General features: G+C 63.4%; 22 protein-coding genes. 16 read left to right on the top strand and 6 right to left on the bottom strand.

Annotated features, from left to right (window positions below; genetic code table 11):
- Window positions 1–3: 3 nt before the first annotated feature.
- A complete protein-coding gene (locus tag ENHY17A_RS08465) occupies window positions 4–1,149 on the bottom strand; it encodes an acyl-CoA dehydrogenase family protein (RefSeq protein WP_159711842.1) in 1,146 nt (381 codons plus the stop codon).
- 222 nt (window positions 1,150–1,371) lie between these two features.
- On the opposite strand from ENHY17A_RS08465, the gene ENHY17A_RS08460 reads away from it, so the two are divergent.
- The 6 genes from ENHY17A_RS08460 (at window position 1,372) to ENHY17A_RS08435 (ending at window position 5,841) form a co-directional block, all read left to right on the top strand.
- Entirely contained in the window at window positions 1,372–2,814 is a 1,443-nt protein-coding gene (locus ENHY17A_RS08460; protein ID WP_201296369.1) for an MFS transporter, read from the top strand.
- A gap of 42 nt (window positions 2,815–2,856) precedes the next feature.
- Window positions 2,857–3,492 carry a tRNA (adenosine(37)-N6)-threonylcarbamoyltransferase complex dimerization subunit type 1 TsaB gene (gene tsaB / locus ENHY17A_RS08455; protein ID WP_201296368.1) on the top strand — a complete coding sequence of 212 codons (636 nt, stop codon included), beginning with the start codon at window positions 2,857–2,859 and terminating at the stop codon, window positions 3,490–3,492.
- Window positions 3,489–3,965 carry a GNAT family N-acetyltransferase gene (locus ENHY17A_RS08450; RefSeq protein WP_159711840.1) on the top strand — a complete coding sequence of 159 codons (477 nt, stop codon included), beginning with the start codon at window positions 3,489–3,491 and terminating at the stop codon, window positions 3,963–3,965. Before tsaB ends, ENHY17A_RS08450 begins: the two co-directional genes overlap by 4 nt.
- Window positions 3,966–4,071: 106 nt before the next feature.
- Window positions 4,072–4,494, top strand: coding sequence for a MucR family transcriptional regulator (locus tag ENHY17A_RS08445; RefSeq protein WP_159711838.1), 423 nt, complete (start codon window positions 4,072–4,074; stop codon window positions 4,492–4,494).
- Window positions 4,495–4,628: 134 nt separating this feature from the next.
- A complete protein-coding gene (locus tag ENHY17A_RS08440) occupies window positions 4,629–5,051 on the top strand; it encodes a Fur family transcriptional regulator (protein ID WP_159711836.1) in 423 nt (140 codons plus the stop codon).
- Window positions 5,052–5,082: 31 nt separating this feature from the next.
- Complete coding sequence (locus ENHY17A_RS08435; protein WP_159711834.1) at window positions 5,083–5,841, top strand: lysophospholipid acyltransferase family protein; 759 nt, start codon at window positions 5,083–5,085, stop codon at window positions 5,839–5,841.
- On the opposite strand, the gene ENHY17A_RS08430 is transcribed toward ENHY17A_RS08435, so the two are convergent.
- Window positions 5,838–6,629, bottom strand: a complete 792-nt coding sequence (locus tag ENHY17A_RS08430; protein WP_159711832.1) for an energy transducer TonB — start codon at window positions 6,627–6,629, stop codon at window positions 5,838–5,840. The genes ENHY17A_RS08435 and ENHY17A_RS08430 overlap by 4 nt on opposite strands.
- 111 nt (window positions 6,630–6,740) lie before the next feature.
- Between ENHY17A_RS08430 and miaB the strand changes: the two genes are divergently transcribed.
- Window positions 6,741–8,072 (top strand): tRNA (N6-isopentenyl adenosine(37)-C2)-methylthiotransferase MiaB, encoded by a 1,332-nt coding sequence (gene miaB, locus ENHY17A_RS08425; RefSeq protein ID WP_159711830.1) that lies wholly within the window; start codon window positions 6,741–6,743, stop codon window positions 8,070–8,072.
- 18 nt (window positions 8,073–8,090) lie between these two features.
- Here the strand turns inward: miaB and ENHY17A_RS08420 are convergent, their stop codons facing one another.
- Together ENHY17A_RS08420 and ENHY17A_RS08415 are read right to left on the bottom strand one after the other, a co-directional pair.
- Complete coding sequence (locus ENHY17A_RS08420; RefSeq protein WP_159711828.1) at window positions 8,091–8,972, bottom strand: alpha/beta hydrolase; 882 nt, start codon at window positions 8,970–8,972, stop codon at window positions 8,091–8,093.
- 152 nt (window positions 8,973–9,124) lie between these two features.
- Complete coding sequence (locus tag ENHY17A_RS08415) at window positions 9,125–9,589, bottom strand: GIY-YIG nuclease family protein (RefSeq protein WP_328799132.1); 465 nt, start codon at window positions 9,587–9,589, stop codon at window positions 9,125–9,127.
- Between the two features lie 168 nt (window positions 9,590–9,757).
- Between ENHY17A_RS08415 and ENHY17A_RS08410 the strand changes: the two genes are divergently transcribed.
- The 8 genes from ENHY17A_RS08410 (at window position 9,758) to ENHY17A_RS14825 (ending at window position 15,441) form a co-directional block, all read left to right on the top strand.
- Window positions 9,758–10,756, top strand: coding sequence for a PhoH family protein (locus tag ENHY17A_RS08410; protein WP_159711824.1), 999 nt, complete (start codon window positions 9,758–9,760; stop codon window positions 10,754–10,756).
- Between the two features lie 67 nt (window positions 10,757–10,823).
- Window positions 10,824–11,075 carry a type II toxin-antitoxin system VapB family antitoxin gene (locus ENHY17A_RS08405; RefSeq protein ID WP_159711822.1) on the top strand — a complete coding sequence of 84 codons (252 nt, stop codon included), beginning with the start codon at window positions 10,824–10,826 and terminating at the stop codon, window positions 11,073–11,075.
- Complete coding sequence (locus tag ENHY17A_RS08400; protein ID WP_159711820.1) at window positions 11,072–11,467, top strand: type II toxin-antitoxin system VapC family toxin; 396 nt, start codon at window positions 11,072–11,074, stop codon at window positions 11,465–11,467. The genes ENHY17A_RS08405 and ENHY17A_RS08400 overlap by 4 nt, the downstream gene beginning before the upstream one ends.
- The gene (gene ybeY / locus ENHY17A_RS08395) at window positions 11,464–12,000 is read left to right on the top strand and encodes an rRNA maturation RNase YbeY (RefSeq protein ID WP_159711818.1); all 537 of its coding nucleotides are present in this window, start codon (window positions 11,464–11,466) and stop codon (window positions 11,998–12,000) included. Before ENHY17A_RS08400 ends, ybeY begins: the two co-directional genes overlap by 4 nt.
- Complete coding sequence (locus ENHY17A_RS08390) at window positions 11,981–12,934, top strand: hemolysin family protein (protein WP_159711816.1); 954 nt, start codon at window positions 11,981–11,983, stop codon at window positions 12,932–12,934. The genes ybeY and ENHY17A_RS08390 overlap by 20 nt, the downstream gene beginning before the upstream one ends.
- A gap of 427 nt (window positions 12,935–13,361) precedes the next feature.
- On the top strand, window positions 13,362–13,574 hold the full coding sequence (locus tag ENHY17A_RS08385; protein WP_159711814.1) for a hypothetical protein: 213 nt from the start codon (window positions 13,362–13,364) through the stop codon (window positions 13,572–13,574).
- Window positions 13,575–13,638: 64 nt separating this feature from the next.
- Window positions 13,639–14,991 carry a PQQ-dependent sugar dehydrogenase gene (locus tag ENHY17A_RS08380; protein WP_159711812.1) on the top strand — a complete coding sequence of 451 codons (1,353 nt, stop codon included), beginning with the start codon at window positions 13,639–13,641 and terminating at the stop codon, window positions 14,989–14,991.
- 324 nt (window positions 14,992–15,315) lie between these two features.
- Window positions 15,316–15,441 (top strand): hypothetical protein, encoded by a 126-nt coding sequence (locus ENHY17A_RS14825; protein WP_268893985.1) that lies wholly within the window; start codon window positions 15,316–15,318, stop codon window positions 15,439–15,441.
- A gap of 20 nt (window positions 15,442–15,461) precedes the next feature.
- Here ENHY17A_RS14825 and mobA read toward each other — a convergent pair whose 3' ends face one another.
- Both mobA and fdhD read right to left on the bottom strand, forming a co-directional pair.
- Window positions 15,462–15,995: a molybdenum cofactor guanylyltransferase gene (gene mobA / locus ENHY17A_RS08375; protein WP_159711810.1), complete on the bottom strand. Its 534-nt coding sequence runs from the start codon at window positions 15,993–15,995 to the stop codon at window positions 15,462–15,464.
- The gene (fdhD, locus tag ENHY17A_RS08370; RefSeq protein WP_159714365.1) at window positions 15,992–16,783 is read right to left on the bottom strand and encodes a formate dehydrogenase accessory sulfurtransferase FdhD; all 792 of its coding nucleotides are present in this window, start codon (window positions 16,781–16,783) and stop codon (window positions 15,992–15,994) included. The genes mobA and fdhD overlap by 4 nt, the downstream gene beginning before the upstream one ends.
- A 130-nt stretch (window positions 16,784–16,913) precedes the next feature.
- Here fdhD and ENHY17A_RS08365 point away from each other — a divergent pair, with 130 nt between their 5' ends.
- Window positions 16,914–19,202, top strand: a complete 2,289-nt coding sequence (locus tag ENHY17A_RS08365) for an FdhF/YdeP family oxidoreductase (protein ID WP_159711808.1) — start codon at window positions 16,914–16,916, stop codon at window positions 19,200–19,202.
- Window positions 19,203–19,237: the final 35 nt, after the last annotated feature.

Below are 19,237 nucleotides of genomic sequence, written 5' to 3'. Positions count from 1 at the left end.
AGGTCATCCCCCGCGTTTCAACGTCTCGCGCGCGATGATGAGTTGCTGGATCTGGCTCGTGCCTTCGTAGATGCGGAACAGCCGCACATCGCGGTACAGCCGTTCGATCCCGTAATCGCTGATATAACCCGCGCCGCCGAAGATCTGCACCGCGCGATCGGCGACCCGCCCGACCATCTCGCTCGCGAAATATTTTGCCGCCGCCGATTCCATCACCACGTTATCGCCCGCATCTTTTCGTCCCGCCGTCTCCAGCACCAGCGCGCGCGCCGCCAGCGCCTCGGTCTTGGAATCGGCGATCATCGCTTGGATCAACTGATGCTCGGCGATGGGCTTGCCGAACTGCTTTCGCTCACTGGCATAGGCGACGCAATCCGCGATCAGCCGCTCCGCCACGCCCACGCACACCGCCGAAATGTGCAATCGCCCGCGATCGAGCACCTGCATCGCGATCTTGAACCCCTGACCCTCTTCGCCCAGCCGGTTGGCGGCGGGAACGGGCACGTCGTCGAGATTGAGATCAGCGACCTTCGCGCCCTTTTGCCCCATCTTCTTTTCGGGCTCGCCGACCGACACGCCGGGCAAGTCGCGCGGAACCAGGAAGGCGGAGACACCGCGCCCGCCCGGCTCGTCGCCGGTGCGCGCCATGACCGTAAACAGATCGGCCTTGTCGGCATTGGTGATGTAGCGTTTGGTCCCCGACAGCCGGTACGTATCGCCGTCCTTCACCGCCCGCGTCTTTACCGCACCCGAATCCGATCCGACGTCCGGCTCGGTCAGGGCAAAGCTGGTGACGATCTCGCCGCTGGCGATCCGCGGCAGCCACTCGGCCTTCTGCGCATCGGACCCGGCCATCACCAGGCCTTGCGACCCGATCCCGACATTGGTTCCGAATGTCGACCGAAACGCAGGGGTCGTCCGTCCCAGTTCGATCGCGACGCGGCATTCCTCGGCCATGGTGAGGCCCAGCCCGCCATATTCTTCCGCGATCGACAGCCCGAACAACCCCATCTCGCGCATCTCGCGCACCACATCGTCGGGAATCGCGTCCGCCGCCTCGACGTCGCCTTCCAGCGGGCGCAGCCGTTCGGTCACGAAGCGTCGCACCATGTCGATCAGTGCATCGAAGGTTTCGGGATCGAGTGCCATATCCTCACCTATTGTCGGTTGTTCTTTATCGGTCGCCGTCCCGCGATTTCGAACCGCGTGCCCGTCTTTTAGCCGATCCCCTCGCTATAGCCACGGACGCTGACGCGACAAGGGGCTGAATGCCATACTCGATATTCGAACTCGCAATGCGGCCGCGATTGACGCAGCGTCGCCCGCACCTATGCTTGACGCAGGGATCACGAAGGAAAGTCAGGCGCGCGCATGACCGTAAGCGAAACGCATGTCGTCCCGCCCGAAGCACGTGTTTCGCGGCGCACGACCATGGCTTACGGCTTTGGCGCTGCTGCGTACGGGGTAAAGGATTCGGGCTTCGGCACGTTCCTGCTGCTCTATTACAATCAGGTCGTGGGGATTCCCGCCAGCACCGTCGGCCTTGTCATCATGTGCGCGCTGGTGCTCGACGCGTTCTTCGATCTGGGCATCGGGGTGGCGTCGGATCGGACGCGCAGCCGCTGGGGCAGGCGACATCCGTGGATGTACGCCGCTGCGTTGCCGATCGCGCTGGGCTGGATCGCACTATGGAATCCCCCCGCCATGTCGCAGACCTGGACCCTGGTCTGGTTATTTCTGAGCGCGGTGCTCGTCCGCACGGCGGTATCCGCCTATGAAGTCCCCAGCCAGGCGCTGACCCCCGAACTGACCGCTGATTATGACGAGCGCACGCGGATCACCGCGTATCGCTATCTGTTCGGCTGGGCAGGGGGGCTGCTGATGCTGGGGGCTGCCTATACCTTGTTCCTGACGCCGACGCCCGAACAGCCCAACGGTCTGCTCAATGCGGATGGTTATGTCTGGTTCGGGATTGCAGGCGCGGCGTTGATGTTCGTCGCCATCCTGACCTCGGCGATCGGCACCCATCACGAGATCGAGCGGTTGCCCAAAGTGCCGTTGGAAAAATCGACGCTCGCCCAGGCACTGCGCGAGCTCACGGAATCGGTCAACAACCGCGCGTTCGCGATCCTCATGCTCGCGGGTCTGTGCGCCTATACGTGTCAGGGGATCAGCTACGCACTGTCCAATTACCTCTATTCCTATGTCTGGCGGTTCGAAGGCGCGACCTTCGCGATTCTGCCCATCAGCCTGTTCCTGGGCGTCATCATCTCGTTCCTGATCGCCCCGCGCGTCGCCAAGCGCATCGGCAAGCCACTGACTGCGCGGCTGTTCATCGTCATCGGCGCAATCCTGATGTGCTCGCCCTACGCGCTCCGGCTGCTGGGCCTGTTCCCGGCCTATGACGATCCGATGATCCTTTACGTGCTGTTCGCGATCTTCACGCTCCAGACGGGGTTCCTCGTCTCGACCTTCATGTTGTCAGCGTCGATGATGGCCGATGTCGTCGAACATTCGGAGGAGCAGACCGGCAGGCGCAGCGAAGGCGTCTTTTATTCGGGCGCGTTCTTCGTCCAGAAATGCACCAGCGGCGTCGGTATCTTCATCGCCGGATCGATCCTGGCGTTCGCGTCCTTCCCGACTGGCGCCAACCCGGCCGAAGTCCCGGTAGAAGTGATCGACCGGCTGACGACGATCTATATCGGCATCTATCTGACTGTCGCGTCGCTTGGCGCGTGGCTGTTCGGCCGGTTTCCCTTCGGCAAGGACGAACACCATGCCCGTGTCCAGGCTATGGCGGCGCAGACCGATTAGCCTACTCGACTTGCACGGACGCGGGCGTTAGCGGCGGAGGGAATGAACGATGCCGCCCCGATACGAACGCTGGTGATCGAAACGGCAACCGCCGCCTGCTCGGTCGCGCTGTTCGACGGCGACACGCTGATCGACACGCGGCATCAAGTCGTCGGGCGCGGCCATGCCGAGTTGCTGGTGCCGATGATCGGGGAACTGCCCGATCACGGGCGCGCCGAACAGATCCTCGTCGATGTCGGGCCGGGAAGTTTTACCGGGCTTAGGGTCGGGATCGCCGCCGCCATCGGACTGGGGATCGGGTGGGGCGTGACAGTACGTGGTTTTTCGTCGCTGCCCCTGATCGCGGTCGGGCAGGGGGACCGGATCGACGCCCCCGAACTCGCGGTTGCAATCGAAGGCGGGCATGGCGAAGTGTTCGTCCAGCTTTTCGGACGAAACCCGTTCGCGATTCTCAGCGATCCCATCTCGCTTCCGCCCGACGCGGCGCTCGCGCGCATCGCAGGGCGTCCGATCGTCGGCAACGCCGCGCGGCGGCTGGCCGATGTGGCGGTGCACGACGCGCTTCCCGATGCGCGCCACATCATGCGCTTGCCGCCTGCGCTTCGTTCGCTTGAGCCCCACCCGCTTTATCTGCGCGCGCCCGATGCCAAGCTGCCCGGCGGGATCGTACCGGCATGACGCGCAGGCTGCGCACCACCGACATTCGCGACGGTGGACCAGCCGATTTGCCGCGCATCGCGCCGTTGATGCAGACTAGCTTCGACCCGCGTTATGGTGAGGCGTGGACCTCGGCGCAGTGCATGGGAATGCTCGCGCTGCCGGGGTCGTGGCTCACCATCGCCGAGCGCGGCGGTGCCCCGATCGGCTTCGCGCTCGCCCGCGCGACGCTCGACGAAGGCGAGCTGCTGCTGATCGCCATCGACCCGCCCCATCGCGGAACGGGCGCGGGGCGGGCGCTTCTGCGTGCGGTCGTGGCTCAGGCCCATGCCCGCGGCGTACGTCGCTTCAACCTGGAAGTACGCAGCAACAATCCCGCGATGAATCTCTACCTTTCCGAAGGATTTACAAAGGTTGGAGAGCGACGCGACTATTATCGCGGTTCTTGCGACGAACTGTTCGATGCGGTGACCATCCAGAAAATAATTCCGTAAGTTTACGTAAAGCCGTGACTGCGGGACTTGCGCTAAGTATGATCTTTAGCGATAGCGCGCGTGCGGACAGGTATTCGTCCGCTTCCATTGGGTCGAAGGGATGGAAATGGATAACCAGAACGAGATGGCGGAAACGCTGATCACGCTTACCGCGGATATCGTCGCGGCACATGTCAGCAACAACAGCGTTGCCGTGTCCGATTTGCCGCTGATCATTCAAAACGTACATTCTGCGCTAACCGGTTTGGGCACCCCGGTCGCCGAACCCGAAGTAAAACAGGAACCAGCAGTTTCGATCCGTTCGTCGATCAAACCCGATTACGTGGTCTGTCTGGAAGACGGCAAGAAGCTGAAAATGCTCAAGCGCCATCTGATGACACATTACCAGATGACGCCGGACGATTACCGCGCCAAGTGGAACCTGCCTGCCGATTATCCGATGGTCGCGCCGAATTACGCCGAACAGCGCCGGACGCTGGCCAAGAAGATCGGCCTCGGCACCAAGCCGCGGAACCGCGCCAAAAAATAACGACGATCTGTATCGCCCGCTCACGCGCGTATCCGGTGAGCGGGCAAGGTCGTGTCGCACCGCCGTTCGGGCTTCCTTTCGCGTGCATCGCGCCCTACATAAAGGTCCGCGAAAGGCACCCCTAAGGAGACGTGATGGCCCGCAAGATCGACCTCGAAGCACTCTGCCACGAAAAGGGCCTGCGCATCACCGAGCAGCGCCGCGTGATCGCCCGCGTGCTTTCCGAGGCCGAAGACCATCCCGATGTGGAAAAGGTCTATGCCCGCGCCTCCGCGATCGACCCCGGCATATCGATCGCCACCGTCTATCGCACCGTGCGCCTGTTCGAAGAAGCGGGCATCCTCGACCGTCACGATTTCGGCGATGGCCGCGCCCGCTACGAACCCGCGCCCGAGGCGCATCACGATCATTTGATCGATGTCGAGACCGGCAAGGTCATCGAATTCGTCGATCCCGAGCTTGAACTGCTGCAAAAGCAGATCGCCGAACGCCTGGGCTTCCGCCTCGTCGATCACCGGATGGAGCTGTACGGCGTCTCCATCATGCGGAAAGATTGATCCGCAACCGGCCAGGGACGATGTGAGCGTCATGTCGGCTAGCCAAACGGTTCATCCCCGCGCCTATGCCCGGATTGCCGGATTTATGCTGGCCGTCGTTGTTGCCGTGCCGTTGCATGGCTTGTGGCGACTGTTCCGCCTGCCATCGCCGTGGCCGCGACTGTTCCTAAGCGCGCTCGGTCGCATCGCAGGGGCGCGGCGGCGAACAGTGGGGACGCCGCTCAAAAAGAACGCGTTCTTCGTCGCCAATCACGTAAGTTGGCTCGACATTCCGTTGCTGGCAGGCGCGACCGGCACCGCGTTCATCGCCAAGGACGATCTGGAACACGTCCCGTTCGTCGGCTGGATGTGCGGGCTCAACAACACGGTCTATGTCGCGCGCGGCGACCGCAAGTCGATCGCGGTCCAGATCGCGCGCGTCGCGCAGGCCCTGGCCGACGGCTGGAGCCTCGCGATCTTTCCCGAAGGCACGACGGGCGACGGCAAATCGCTGCTCCCGTTCAAAGCACCGCTCCTCGCCGTCCTCGATCCGCCGCCGCCCGGCCTCATGGTCCAGCCGGTGTGGATCGATTACGGTCGCCATGCTGACACGGTGTTCTGGGGCACCGAACACGGCAAGGAAAACGCGCTCCGCATCCTGTCCAACCCTGGAACGATGGATGTGACGCTACACTTCCTCGAACCCTTCGCGCCAGGCGACGTAGGCGACCGCAAGGCGATCGCGGCGGAGGCTAGGGCGCGAATGCTCCACGTAATTCCCGGCCCGAATTCTTCGCCTCCCGGGATTTAGTCGACCTGCCAAGTAACCCTGACCGGGTACCAGGACCGAACCGGCTCGCCTGCCGCGTTCTTCGCCGGTTCGAACTGCGCTCGCATCAGGGAATCGCAAGTGCTCTTGCGAAATGCCTCATGTCCCGAGTTGGCGGTGATCCTGCAATCGGTGACGTTGCCCAGAGCGTTGATTTCCAGCAGGGCAGAGGTCTGTCCGCCTTTTCCGACAAACAACGCGTTGGACGGATAGGCTGCACTGCCGAAATAGCGTGACACGTCGCCCCTCGGCCCTTCGACGATCTGTGCAAGTTCGTTGGCGGGCACGCCGAAGGACACCAGCAGATCGTCTTCGCAATTCTTCAGAACCTTTAGCGCGCTGGCGACGCCCTCGGGTTCAAACCAGATGTGCTCGCGTCTATTGGTAGGAAAACCGAACGGGCGACCTGACATGACCTTCGCCATCGCTTCGGCATCCAGGCCCGCAGTCACGACGCGCATTTTCTTTTCCGGCAACCAATAGACGTTTGCGTCGACTTCAATCGCGCTGCCGTCATCAAGAACGAACGTCGCTGGCGTTCTGTGGTTGCGAATCGCCTGAGCCCCCGGAATCATCGCGATGGCCAGCCCCCCGCCAGTGCTGAGTCCGCTCGGTCGTATGCCGAAGGTGACCGCCCCAGGTCCGAACTCGCGACCGAGCGTGCACATGCTCTCCGCATAGTCGACCACCCATTGCGCCGAAGGCTTGAGCGGTTCGCTCGCGGTGGCGGATTGGCCAAGCATCAAAAGCGCGATCGAAAGCAATGACATAATGTGTCCCCTTGCTGCGAAGCCTAACTTTGGACCACTCACAAGGTCAACTGCGGCTCCCCTGCTCCACGGTGGCATCCCCCAGCCAATTCCCCTATAGCCCGCCCCGCCATGACCAAGCCCAATCCCAAGACCTTCCACGTCAAATCATTCGGCTGCCAGATGAACGTCTATGACGGCGATCGGATGAGCGAGTTGATGGCGGCTGAGGGCATGATTGCCGCCGACGCCGCGGATGCCGATCTGGTGATCCTAAACACCTGCCACATTCGCGAGAAAGCGACCGAGAAGGTCTATTCCGAAATCGGTCGCGTGCGCAAACATGCCGGAAAGCAGGGCCGCGCGCCGATGATCGCGGTCGCAGGCTGCGTCGCCCAGGCCGAGGGCGATGAGATCGCGCGCCGTGCCAAGGTCGATGTCGTGGTCGGCCCGCAGGCCTATCACAACCTCCCCGATCTCGTGGCGAAGGCCGCGTCGGGTACGCCCGCACTCGACACCGACATGCCGGTGCTTTCCAAATTCGGTGCGCTCCCCGCGCGCCGCCGCGTCGCGCCATCGGCGTTCCTGACGGTGCAGGAAGGCTGCGACAAATTCTGCACCTATTGCGTGGTGCCCTATACCCGCGGCGCGGAAATCAGCCGTCCGTTCGATGCGATCGTCGATGAGGCAAAGGCGCTGGTCGATGCAGGCGCACGCGAGATCACGCTGCTGGGCCAGAACGTCAATGCCTGGGGCGACAGCGTCGATGGCGACGGTCGCGGTCTGCACGACCTGATCGTGACGCTCGACAAAATCCCCGATCTAGCCCGCATCCGCTACACCACCAGCCACCCCAACGACATGCGCGAAGGCCTGATCCAGGCGCACCGCGACGTCGAAAAGCTGATGCCGTTCCTCCATCTGCCGGTGCAGGCGGGCAGCGACCGCGTGCTGAAGGCGATGAACCGCAGCCACAGCCGCGACAGCTATCTCCGCATCCTCGACCGCGTTCGCGCGGTGCGCCCCGACATCGCGCTGTCGGGCGATTTCATCGTCGGCTTTCCCGGCGAGAGTGACGCCGAGTTCGAGGACACGCTCAGCCTGGTCGATGCGGTCGGCTATGCCCAGTGCTTCAGCTTCAAATACTCACCGCGCCCCGGCACCCCGGCAGCCGAAATGGACGTCGCGATCCCCGACGATGTGATGGACGAGCGCCTCCAGCGCCTGCAAGCGCACCTCAACCGCGACCAGGCCGCGTTCAACGCCGCGACCGTTGGCCGAACCTGCGCCGTGCTGATCGAACGCAAGGGCAAGCGTCCCGGCCAGATGCTCGGCAAATCCCCCTGGCTGCAATCGATCCACCTGATGACGGACGCCCCGATCGGCGCTCTGGTCGAGGTCGAGGTGGTCGAGGCAGGCCCCAACAGCCTGTCGGGAGTCGAGCGTGTCAAGGTCGCGGCGTAAGCCGAGCCGCTAAACCCGTCAGGTCGCGACCGGCATTTCCATCCGCTGCGCCTGGGGCAGCCGCGCATCGATCCAGTCGATGATGTCCGCCATCACCTGCTCGCGTCCCAGATCGTTGAGCAGGTCGTGATAATATCCCTCGTACAGCTTCAATGCGCGATCGGGTGATCCGACGCTATCGACCATCAGCTGGCTGCCGTCGGGGCGCGTCGCCTTGTCCGCGGTGCCGTGCAGGATCAGCAGCGGTAGGATCAACCGCACGAATTCGCGCTCCAGCCGCTCGCCCGCGCGCGCCAGTGCGGCGACGGTCTGCACCGGCTGGACCTCGCCCTGCGTCAGCGGATCGGCATCGAGCGTCGCCACCCAGTCGGGATCACGTGAAAAGTCGCGGTTTTTCAGCTTCAGCATATGGATGTGCGGGATGACGTGGCTGGCGCCCTCGACCAGTTTTAGCGCGACGTCGGGGGCATAGACATGCAGCGCGAAACTCTCGCAGATCAGCCCCGACAACAGGTGTTGATGGTCCAGCGCATAGGTACAGGACACGACCCCGCCCGCACTGTGCCCCAACAGGTAGAGCGGCAGATCGGGGTGCCGCGACCGCGCCAGCTCGATCGTCTGCGACAGGTCGGACACGTAATCGTCTATGCTCTCGACATAGAAGCGCTCGCCCTCGGACCGTCCGCGTCCACGCAGGTCGAGCGCGGTGACCGCATACCCATGCGCCGCGAATTCCTCGGCTGCGCGGATATATTGGCCGCTATGCGAATTGACCCCGTGACAGATGACCAGCGAAGCGCGCGGGATGCCTCGCGCTTCCCAAAGTCGCGCAAAAATGCGCACGCCACCCCGGCCATCCAGCCAGGCTTCATGAGTCGAACCATCGGTAAAATCACCCATCGCGTATCTCCTCGAGTCGCGCACGGACATGCGATTTATACAGCATTTTCCGGCATCGGGACAGCAGAGAGCGGATTCAACAACCGTCACCCCGGCCGAAGTGCCGGGGTCCACCGTGCAGCCGCTCCTTCACTCAGCGATCGTTGGAAACATCACCGCGATCGGTCGTCCAACGCGTCAAACCCCAGCCCGATCGCCAAATCGTCCCACCGCGAATTGTCCCGCTCGATAAGGTTCATCTTATACTCCCGCTTCCAACGCTTGATCGACTTTTCGCGCTGGATCGCAGTTTCCATGGTTTCATGCATTTCGAACCACATCAGCCGCTTGATGCCTTTTGTGGAGGTGAAGCCCGACACATCGCCGCTTCGATGCTGATGTAGCCGCTGCACAAGGTTCGATGTGACGCCCGTGTAAAGCGTGCCGTTGAAGCCGCTGGCCAATATATAGACGCAGGGTTCGCGCATTCGCATCCGGGTGGAGATTGCCGCGTGGTGGATGCCGGGACAAGCCCGGCATGACGATTTGGATGTGACAACCGTCACCCCGGCCGAAGTGCCGGGGTCCACCGTGCCTAAAAACTCAACACTCGCAAATCGAGCGACGACGCCACCCACTTTCCCCCTGTCCTACACCCCTGCCATCTGCCATCCTCGCACGATGCGCCGCGCCGCGATTCTTGCCGACCTCCAGCACGCCCTTCGGTTGGCGGCTGTCCGCGCCCGAACCGTGCGATCGTGTAAACCTTGTCAACTTGTTCATCTTCGCACCCCCGAAAGGACTGCATGAGCCGCAAGCCTGTCCCCGCCCGTCCGGGCGAGCGTTCCCGTGCCGAACTCAGCTTCGACAAGCCCCAGCTCCTGCCGCGCCTGTTCGGCGAATTCGATTCGAACCTGCTAGCGCTTGAAGAGCGGCTGGGCGTGTACATCACCGCCCGCGGCGACCGGGTTCAGGTGGAGGGGACGGCAGAGGCCGTGGCTCATGCCCGCGAAGTGCTGAACGACCTTCACGCGCGCGTCATCCGCGGTGAGGACATCGACACCGGGCTCATCGACGCGGTGATCGCGATGTCCAGCGAACCAACGCTCGACGGCATCGTCCGCCAGGAAAGCGACGGCGCACCGCCGATCATGATCCGTACCAGACGCAAAACGATTGTGCCGCGCTCGCTCAATCAGGCGCATTACATGCGGCAACTGGTGTCGAACGACATGATCTTCGCGCTGGGGCCAGCAGGCACGGGCAAGACCTATCTCGCGGTTGCCCAGGCCGTCGCGCAGCTCATCACCGGCAGCGTCCAGCGCCTGATCCTGTCGCGCCCCGCGGTCGAGGCGGGGGAAAAGCTCGGCTTCCTGCCCGGCGACATGAAGGAAAAGGTCGATCCCTATCTGCGTCCCCTGTACGACGCGCTTTACGACTGCATGCCGCCCGAACAGGTCGAGCGGCGGCTGGCGTCGGGCGAGATAGAGATTGCGCCAATCGCCTTCATGCGCGGCCGCACGCTGGCGGACTCGTTCATCATCCTCGACGAAGCGCAGAACACCACGCCGATGCAGATGAAGATGTTCCTGACGCGCTTCGGCCAGAACAGCAGGATGGTGATCTGCGGCGATCCCAACCAGACCGATCTTCCCGGCGGCGTGACCGCATCAGGCCTGAACGACGCGGTCGGCAAGCTGGAGGGGATCGAATCGCTCTCGGTCGTCCGGTTCACCACCGCCGACGTCGTGCGCCACCCGATCGTTGGCCGCATCGTCCAGGCGTATGAGGGCGACAATGCTTGAATCCTTTGGACTTGATTGTGAACGGGGATATCCCGCGCTATATCGGGATATCCCCTAGGAGGCCGATATGGCGTCGCTCTACATCAAGGACAGTGAAACCGCAGCGCTGGCGGCAGAACTCGCCGCGCGGCTCGGCACCACCAAGACCGAGGCAGTCCGTGACAGCCTGTTGCGCCGGAAAGCCGAACTCGTGGCGAGCGAGCCAAAAGAAGACTGGCTGGTCTGGATGAGGCGTTATCGCGCCGAACATCCGTTACCACCGCCGACCGGCAAGCTTGCCGACAAAGCGTTCTTCGATGAACTTTGGGGCGAGGATTGACCCTGTTCGTCGATGCATCCGCCTTGGTTGCAATTATCGCAGGCGAAGCGGATGGGCCGGCGCTAGCCGAGCGCGTAATCGCCAGCCCTGACCCGATATGGTCGGCGATGTCTTGCTGGGAAGCCATTGCAGGGTTGCGACACGCGAAGCTCTACTCGCTCGACGAAGCCCGCACTGAAGTGGAGGCATTCGCAAGGTCACGACCCTTTCGACTGGTGTCGATTGACGAGCAGGAACGGCGGATCGCGCTTGATGCCTATCATCGTTTCGGCAAAGGCCGCCACCCTGCGCGCCTCAACATGGGCGATTGCTTTGCCTATGCCTGTGCCCGCACCAACGATGCGGCATTACTGTACAAGGGCGATGATTTCGCCCTGACGGACCTCGCATGATCGACGTCGCCGTGCAGACCCAAGCCGGTTGGCCCGATGCCGATTGGGAAGCGCTGGCTAGTGCTTGCGCAGCGGCGGCGATCGCGCGCACGCCCTATGCGGCCCTCGCAACCACCGCTGCGTCGATCGAAATCGCGGTGCGGATGACCGACGACGACGAAGTGCGGGTGCTCAACCGCGATTACCGGCAAAAGGACAAGCCGACCAACGTGCTGTCGTTCCCCATGATCCAGCCTGACCTGATCGATACCGTGACCGCGAACAGCGACGATGGCGAAGTGCTGCTCGGCGATATCGTCCTCGCGCATGGCGTTTGCATGCGCGAAGCGGCGGAGCGAAAGATTTCGGTGGAACATCATGCCCAGCACCTGATTGTGCATGGCGTGCTGCACTTGCTAGGATATGATCATCAGGGGGATGCGGAAGCGGAAGGCATGGAGGCAATCGAGCGCGATGCGCTCGCCAGCCTCGGCATTGCCGATCCGTACCCCATTTTAGAGGACGAAGACGACAATGGCCGACGGCCCGAGTAGCAACGGTAACAACGGCAGCAGCGCCGGGGGGGGCGACAGTAGCACGCCGCCCGACGGCGGCGGCATATGGCGGGGGTTGCGCACCCTGATCTTCGGCGACGAAAGCGCGGACACGCTGCGCAACCGGATCGAGGAAGCGATTTCCGATCACGAAAGCGAAGCGCGCGAGGATGGGCACAATGCGGTCAAGGGCGATCTGTCGCCGATCGAGCGCAAGATGCTCAAAAACCTGCTTCATTTCGGCGAGCGAGATGCGGGCGATGTCGGGGTGCCGCGCGCGGACATCATTGCGATCGAAGAATCGTCGCCCTTCGCCGATCTGGTCGCGCTGTTTGCCGAGGCCGGGCACAGCCGCATTCCGGTGTTTCGCGAAAAGCTTGATACGATCACCGGCATGATCCACATCAAGGATGTGTTCAACATCCTGGCGACCGGCCAGACCCCGCCCGAAAATCTGACCTCACTGGTCCGTCAGCCGATTTTCGTGCCGCAATCGATGGGGACGCTCGATTTGCTTGCGACGATGCAGGCGAAACGCACGCACCTCGCGGTGGTGTTCGACGAATATTCGGGCACCGAGGGACTGGTGACGATCGAGGATCTGATCGAAGAAATCGTCGGCGAAATCGACGATGAGCATGACGATGCGCCCACCGCTTTGTTCGTGCCCCTGGACGGCGGCGGCTGGGACGCCGATGCCCGCGCCGAATTGGAAGACGTGGCCGAGGCGATCGACCCGCGACTGGCCGAGGTCGAGGAAGATATCGACACGCTGGGTGGTCTCGCCTTCGTCTTGGCAGGCGAAGTACCGAGCGTGGGCGACATCCTCGACCATCCGTCGGGTTGGCGGCTGGAAGTGCTTGCCGCCGACGCCAAGCGCGTATCGCGGTTGCGGCTGCATCCGCCGAAGAAGTTGGAAATCGCAGAGGACTGATGGACCATCGACCGAAGCGATCACGGAAAGTGACGCGATGCGTTGGACCCCGGCGTGCATCCGTGAGAGTTTTCGGAACGCGGTTTGAGAGCGATGCCGTATCGGGCATCGATCCGAACCGCCCCTGGCGCGATATGCGATGTCCTTCCTGCTTCAAGGAACGCGCCCGGCATGTCGCGCAAGGCAAATGCACGGGATGGTCGCTTCCGTGCTGACCGAAGCGCCGAGACCGGACGCCAGCCCCCTTTGCGCCCGGTCACAAGGTTGAAGCGTCACTCGTGGTCGCCGACTTACCCTTTCGTCGGCGGCCATGTTTTTTTTGGCAGAACAGCGCGCTGGAACGACATGGCGTCATTGCCGCCCGGACTGTCGCACAGCCACTGTTCCGTACATCTGGCAGTCAGCTTCGCCGTCGCAGCCATCAGAAATGCGTTGTATCCGTAGCTGTAGCCATCGTGCGTCCGCCAATCTTCCTTTCGAACGGAGCCGCCTGACCGGTGCCAAGGTGCATTGGCGCGGCGCAGGGGTCATGGCGGCGATCGGCATGGTCGTACTGCTCGGCATCGTCGTCCTGCCCGATAGTGGAGAGGCCGATACCGCCGCCCCGGTCCAGATCGCACAGGCCCCTACCGCGCGCTGAGCCTGCTTCACCGGAGGCCATTTCCGGCTTGGCGCGGTGACGCTCCCCGCCTAACGTGGACGATATGCGCAAACATATCCTGATCTTCGGCGGCATCCTTGTCCTGATCGCCGCCGCCATCCTGTTCTACATGACTCGCCCCGACCGCGCCCGTTACGAGGTGGAAGCGGTGATGGGGCAGGCGCCCAAGATCGCCGCGCCTCGCACCCAGACCATTCCGACGGTCCAGGTGGCAGAGGCGATCGGCTGGCCCGCAGGGCGGATGCCGAGCGCCGCACAGGGGCTGACCGTTCAGCCCTTCGCTTCCGGGCTTGATCATCCGCGCTGGATGTACCGTTTGCCCAATGGCGATGTGCTGGTCGCGGAAACCAACAGCCCGCCGCGAGAAGAAGGCGGTATCCAGAACTGGGTAATGAAGAAGCTGATGGGCCGCGCAGGCGCAGGCGTGGCGTCGGCCAACCGCATCACGCTGCTGCGCGACGCGAATGGCGACGGCGTGGCGGAGGCGCGGTCGGTGCTACTCGACGGGCTGAACTCGCCCTTCGGCATGGCACTCGTCGGAGAGCACCTCTATGTCGGCAACACCGACGCGCTGGTGCGTTTCCCGTTTCAGGTCGGCCAGACCCGGATCACTGCGCCTGCGGAAAAGATCGTCGATCTGCCCGCGGCGGGCAATCACTGGACGCGCAACATCCTCGCCAGCGAAGATGGCCGCTTCATCTATGTCGCGGTCGGATCGGATTCGAACATCGGTGAAAAGGGCATGGACCGCGAAACCAACCGCGCCGCGATCCTCGAAGTCGATATCGCCGCCAAACGCTTCCGCCCCTATGTCACCGGCATCCGCAACCCCGTCGGCATGGCAATCGAACCGCAGACGGGGGCGATCTGGACCGTCGTCAACGAACGCGACATGCTGGGGTCGGACGGGCCGCCCGATTATCTGACGCGGGTTCAGTTCGGCAATTATTACGGATGGCCGCACAGCTATTTCGGCGGTTATGTCGATGAGCGGGTGGAGCCCAAGCGCCCTGACCTGCGCGAATATGCCGCGCGTCCCGATTATGCGCTGGGGCCGCATACCGCATCGCTTGGCCTGACGTTCGCGGGCGATGCGCGGCTGGGTGGGCCGTTCGCGCGCGGCGCCTTTATCGGCCAGCACGGATCTTGGAACCGCGTGCCGCCCTCTGGCTACAAGGTCGTGTTCGTGCCGTTCGGTGACAATGGCTTTCCGGTTCGCGGGCAATTGCCGATCGACGTCCTCAGCGGCTTTCTGAACGAAGATGGGCAGGCGATGGGGCGTCCGGTTGGCGTCATCACCGATCAATTGGGGGCGCTGCTCGTCGCGGACGATGTCGGCAACGTCATCTGGCGGGTCAGCGGCCCACGACAGGCTCGCGCCGCGACGGCGAACTAAGCCCGCAATCATGACCGATTTCGCAAAATACACCAGGTGAACGGCAGATTTCGCTCCGTTCATCTGGTGTAAATAACCAAATGACCTTCGAGCAACGGTCAAAAGGCCCGGGATTTCGGCGTTACGGCAAAACTGGCACGCTCCCTGCAAATCCCTCAGCAACGGCGGACGGATGGTCCGACACCGCCGATACTCAGGGAGTTTCCACTATGTTCGTCCGTATCGAAAACGTCTCGCGCAATGCCGTCGCTCTGGTCGGCTCGGTCTTCTTCACCGCGATCCTCGTCGCTGCATCGGCACCCGGCCTGCCGCTGGCGTAACCCGGTGAAGCTCCGTAACCCGGCGGCGCGCACCGCGCTTCGCCCTGTCCTGATCGGTATCGGATCCTTTTCGACCACGATCCTGCTGATCCTCGGCACCCACGCGCAAGGGCTGGCCATTCTCGCCTGACCCTTGCGCCACCGCCGTCGCTAGCGATCCAGCGCGTCGAGGTCGCCCGGACGGTTGATGTTGGGAATGGCACTGACCCCACGCAGCAACCGCGCACCCACACTACGCGCCCATGCGACGATCGATCGATCGTCCGATTGCTCCAGAAATGTCGTCAGTGCATCCGCCAAAGCAGCTGGCCAGAACCCCAGCACCGGCGCCTGATCGAGATAGAACGCGCCATGCCCCGCCGCGAGTTCGGCAATCACCTCTTCGGGGACCAATGGCATGTCGCAGGGGATGCTCAGTACCCCGCGATGTCCTTCTGCGACTGCCAGACGCAGCGCACCGCACAACCCGCCAAGCGGTCCCAACCCGGTGCGCGGCCAATCGGCAACCCCCTCCATCCCCAGCGGTCCGCCGTCGCGCCCCGCCACGACGATGCGATCGACGAAGGGGCGCAGCGCGGTGGCGCTATGGTCGATCAGCGTCCGGCCGCGCCATATGGCCAATGCCTTGTCGCTGCCGAACCGACGTGCCGCGCCGCCCGCCAATACCACGCCGACCAGGCTCATTCGGTTATCGCGGCCAGCACCGCGTCGCTGCGCGCAAGGACGATCAGGTCGATTCCCGCGTCTGCCGCCCGCGCCAGCGCTAGATCGGTGGGTGCCGAGATCGTCACCAGCCGCGAACAGCCCGCCAAGGCCGCCTTTTCGACCAGTTCGTAGGAGCAGCGCGAACTGAGCAATGCAAACCCGCCATCCCAGCCGAGCCCGGCGCGCGCCATCGCTCCGATCAGCTTGTCGAACGCATTGTGCCGCCCGACATCTTCGCGCACCAGCCGGATGCCGCCATCGACGTCGCACAGCGCCGCGGCGTGAACCGCACCGGTTGCGCGGTTGAGCGGCTGGTGATCGCGGAGTGCGCCCAGCGCGCGAAAGACCGCGTCGGGTTCCAATGCGCCTGCACGCGGCACTTGCGGCAGCGGGCGCAGCGCTTGATCGAGATTCTCGATGCCGCACATGCCGCACGAGGATTCCGAAACACGATGCCGAACGCGCTGATGCATCAGTGGCACGCACGGCGCGGAAAGCGTCACGCGGAGCAAATCGCCATGGGGCGTGGCGATGGATTCGAAATCGACGAGGTCGCCTGTGGCTTCGATCAATCGTTCGCTGAGCGCGAACCCGGTCGCGAAATCCTGAAGGTCAGCAGGGGTCGCCATCATCACCGCATAGCCGATGCCGTTGAACTCGATCGCCAACGGTCGTTCGACCGCGACGCCGCGCTCGACTACGCGCGCGCTCCCATCGGGCGAAATCGACCGGAACGCGATAGCGATGCTGGGGGCAGGGGAGTCCATCGCGGTCGGACATAGCGCGGCGGTGGTGCTCCGGGCAAACGGGTGTGCTTGCGGCTGAACCAATCGGGGATCGACCCGTTGGTTCGACACGCGCATGATGGCATGCGATCCCGGTTGAGAGGCGATGACCATGGCGAAACAGCATGACGACCGGCCAGAGGTTACGCCCTATCCCGGCCCTGCCGGTGGCTGGGGGTCGGTCAAATCGCTTGCCGACATCCTGCCGCGTGAAAAGATCGGACCGGAGGGGCTTCGCGAACTCACCCGCCAGAACAAGCCCGACGGCTTTGCCTGCGTCAGTTGCGCCTGGCCCAAGCCCGCCGACCACCACCCGGTCGAATTCTGCGAAGAGGGCGCAAAGGCGACCGCTTGGGAACTGACCGCGCACCGAACGACGCCTGAATTCTTCGCGACCCACACGCTCACCGAATTGCGCGGGTGGACCGATTACCGGCTGGAGGAACATGGTCGACTGACGCACCCGATGCGCTACGACCCCGCGACGGATAAATATGAGGCGGTGGATTGGGATGTGGCATTCGACGAGATTGGCGCATCGCTGAACGCAATCGAGCCCAAGGCCGCGGTGTTCTATGCCTCAGGGCGCGCGAGCCTCGAATCCTCGTACATGTGGGCATTGATGGCGCGGATGTACGGCAACCAGAACCTGCCCGACAGTTCGAACATGTGCCATGAATCGACCTCGGTCGGGCTGAAGGCGGCGATCGGGGTGCCCGTCGGCACAACGCGCCTTAGCGATTTCGACCATACCGACGCGATCTTCTTCTTTGGCCAGAATCCAGGGTCGAACGCGCCGCGGATGCTCCACGACCTCAAGAAATGTCGCAAGCGCGGGGCCGAGATCGTGGTGTTCAACCCGCTGCGCGAACGCGGGCTGGAGCGGTTCACCAATCCCCAGAACCCGGTCGAAATGGCAACCGGCGGCGAAACGCGCATCGCCACCCAATATCATCAGGTGAAGGCGGGTGGCGACATCGCTGCGATGATGGGCATCGCCAAATGGCTGGTCGAATGGGACGATGCAGCGCTGGCGGATGGTGCAGTCGTCGCCCTCGATCACGACTTCCTCGATCAGCATTGCCACGACGCCGACGCTTTTCTGGCGGCAGTGCGCGGCACCGACTGGGACGCGATCGAACGTGAATCCGGCCTGAAGCGCCGCGATCTTGAGGCGGCGGCGCGAGTCTATGTCAAATCCAACGCGGTGATGGCGATTTACGGCATGGGCCTGACCCAGCATGTGAAGGGCGTCGACAATGTCCGCATGATCGTCAACCTGCTGTTGCTGCGCGGCAATATCGGCAAGCCCGGCGCGGGGCTGTGCCCGGTGCGCGGGCATTCCAATGTCCAGGGCCAGCGAACGGTGGGGATCACCGAAAAGACCGAACTCGCGCCCGTCGACAAGCTGCGCGAACTCTATGGTTTCGATCCGCCGACCGAAAAGGGGCTGGATACGGTCGAGACCTGCCGCGGCGTCATCGATGGGCAAGTGAAGGCAGTCGTCGCACTGGGCGGCAATTTCCTGCGCGCGGTGCCGGAGACCGAGGCGATGGAAGAGGCTTGGCCGCGGCTCGAACTGTCGGTGCAGATCGCGACCAAGCTGAACCGCAATCACCTGTTCGCAGGCAAGGTCACCTACCTGCTGCCCTGTCTTGGTCGGATCGAGCGCGACGTGCAGGCGACGGGACCGCAAGCCGTCTCGGTCGAGGACTCGTCGAGTTGTATTCACGGATCGCGGGGGAAGGCGACGCCCGCCAGCCCGTTCCTCAAATCCGAGCCCGCGATCATCGCGGAAATCGCCAAGCGCATTACGCCGCCCAACCCGCGTGTCCCCTGGGACGAATGGGTCGCCGATTATGGCCGGGTCCGCGATGCGATCGAGGCGACCTATCCGCACTTCTTCGGTGATTTCAACAAGCGGCTGTTCACCCCCGGTGGATTTTGGAAGGGCAACAAGGCATCGGAACGCATCTGGCAGACGCCTAGCGGCAAGGCGGAGTTTCTGGTGCCCAAAACCCTGTCGACGACCGGGTTCGACGATCGCGACGGGCGATATCGGTTGATGACGCTGCGCTCAAACGACCAGTTCAACACCACCATCTATGGCTATCACGACCGGTTTCGCGGCGTGAAGGGCACGCGCGACGTCCTGTTCATCAACCGCGCGGACATGGAAACGGCGGGGCTGAGCCAAGGCCAGCGCGTCGCGCTCGAAAGCGATGCCGACGACAATCGGCGACGGCGGCGCGAGGGGCTGATCGTCACCCCCTACAACATTCCGCGCGGCTGCCTGGGTGCCTATTATCCGGAAGCGAACGTGCTGATGCCGGTCGAGCATCATGCCGAGGAAAGCCATGTGCCGGCGGGGAAGTCGGTGCCGGTGCGGATCGTGCCTTAACCCTAAGCCCGTTCGTGCTGAGCTTGTCGAAGCAC

The sequence above is a fragment of the Sphingomonas sp. AX6 genome (assembly GCF_902506605.1).
Lineage (GTDB): Bacteria > Pseudomonadota > Alphaproteobacteria > Sphingomonadales > Sphingomonadaceae > Sphingomonas.
The sequence above is the reverse complement of the archived record's forward strand: the minus strand, read 5'-3'. Positions and strand labels throughout refer to the sequence as shown.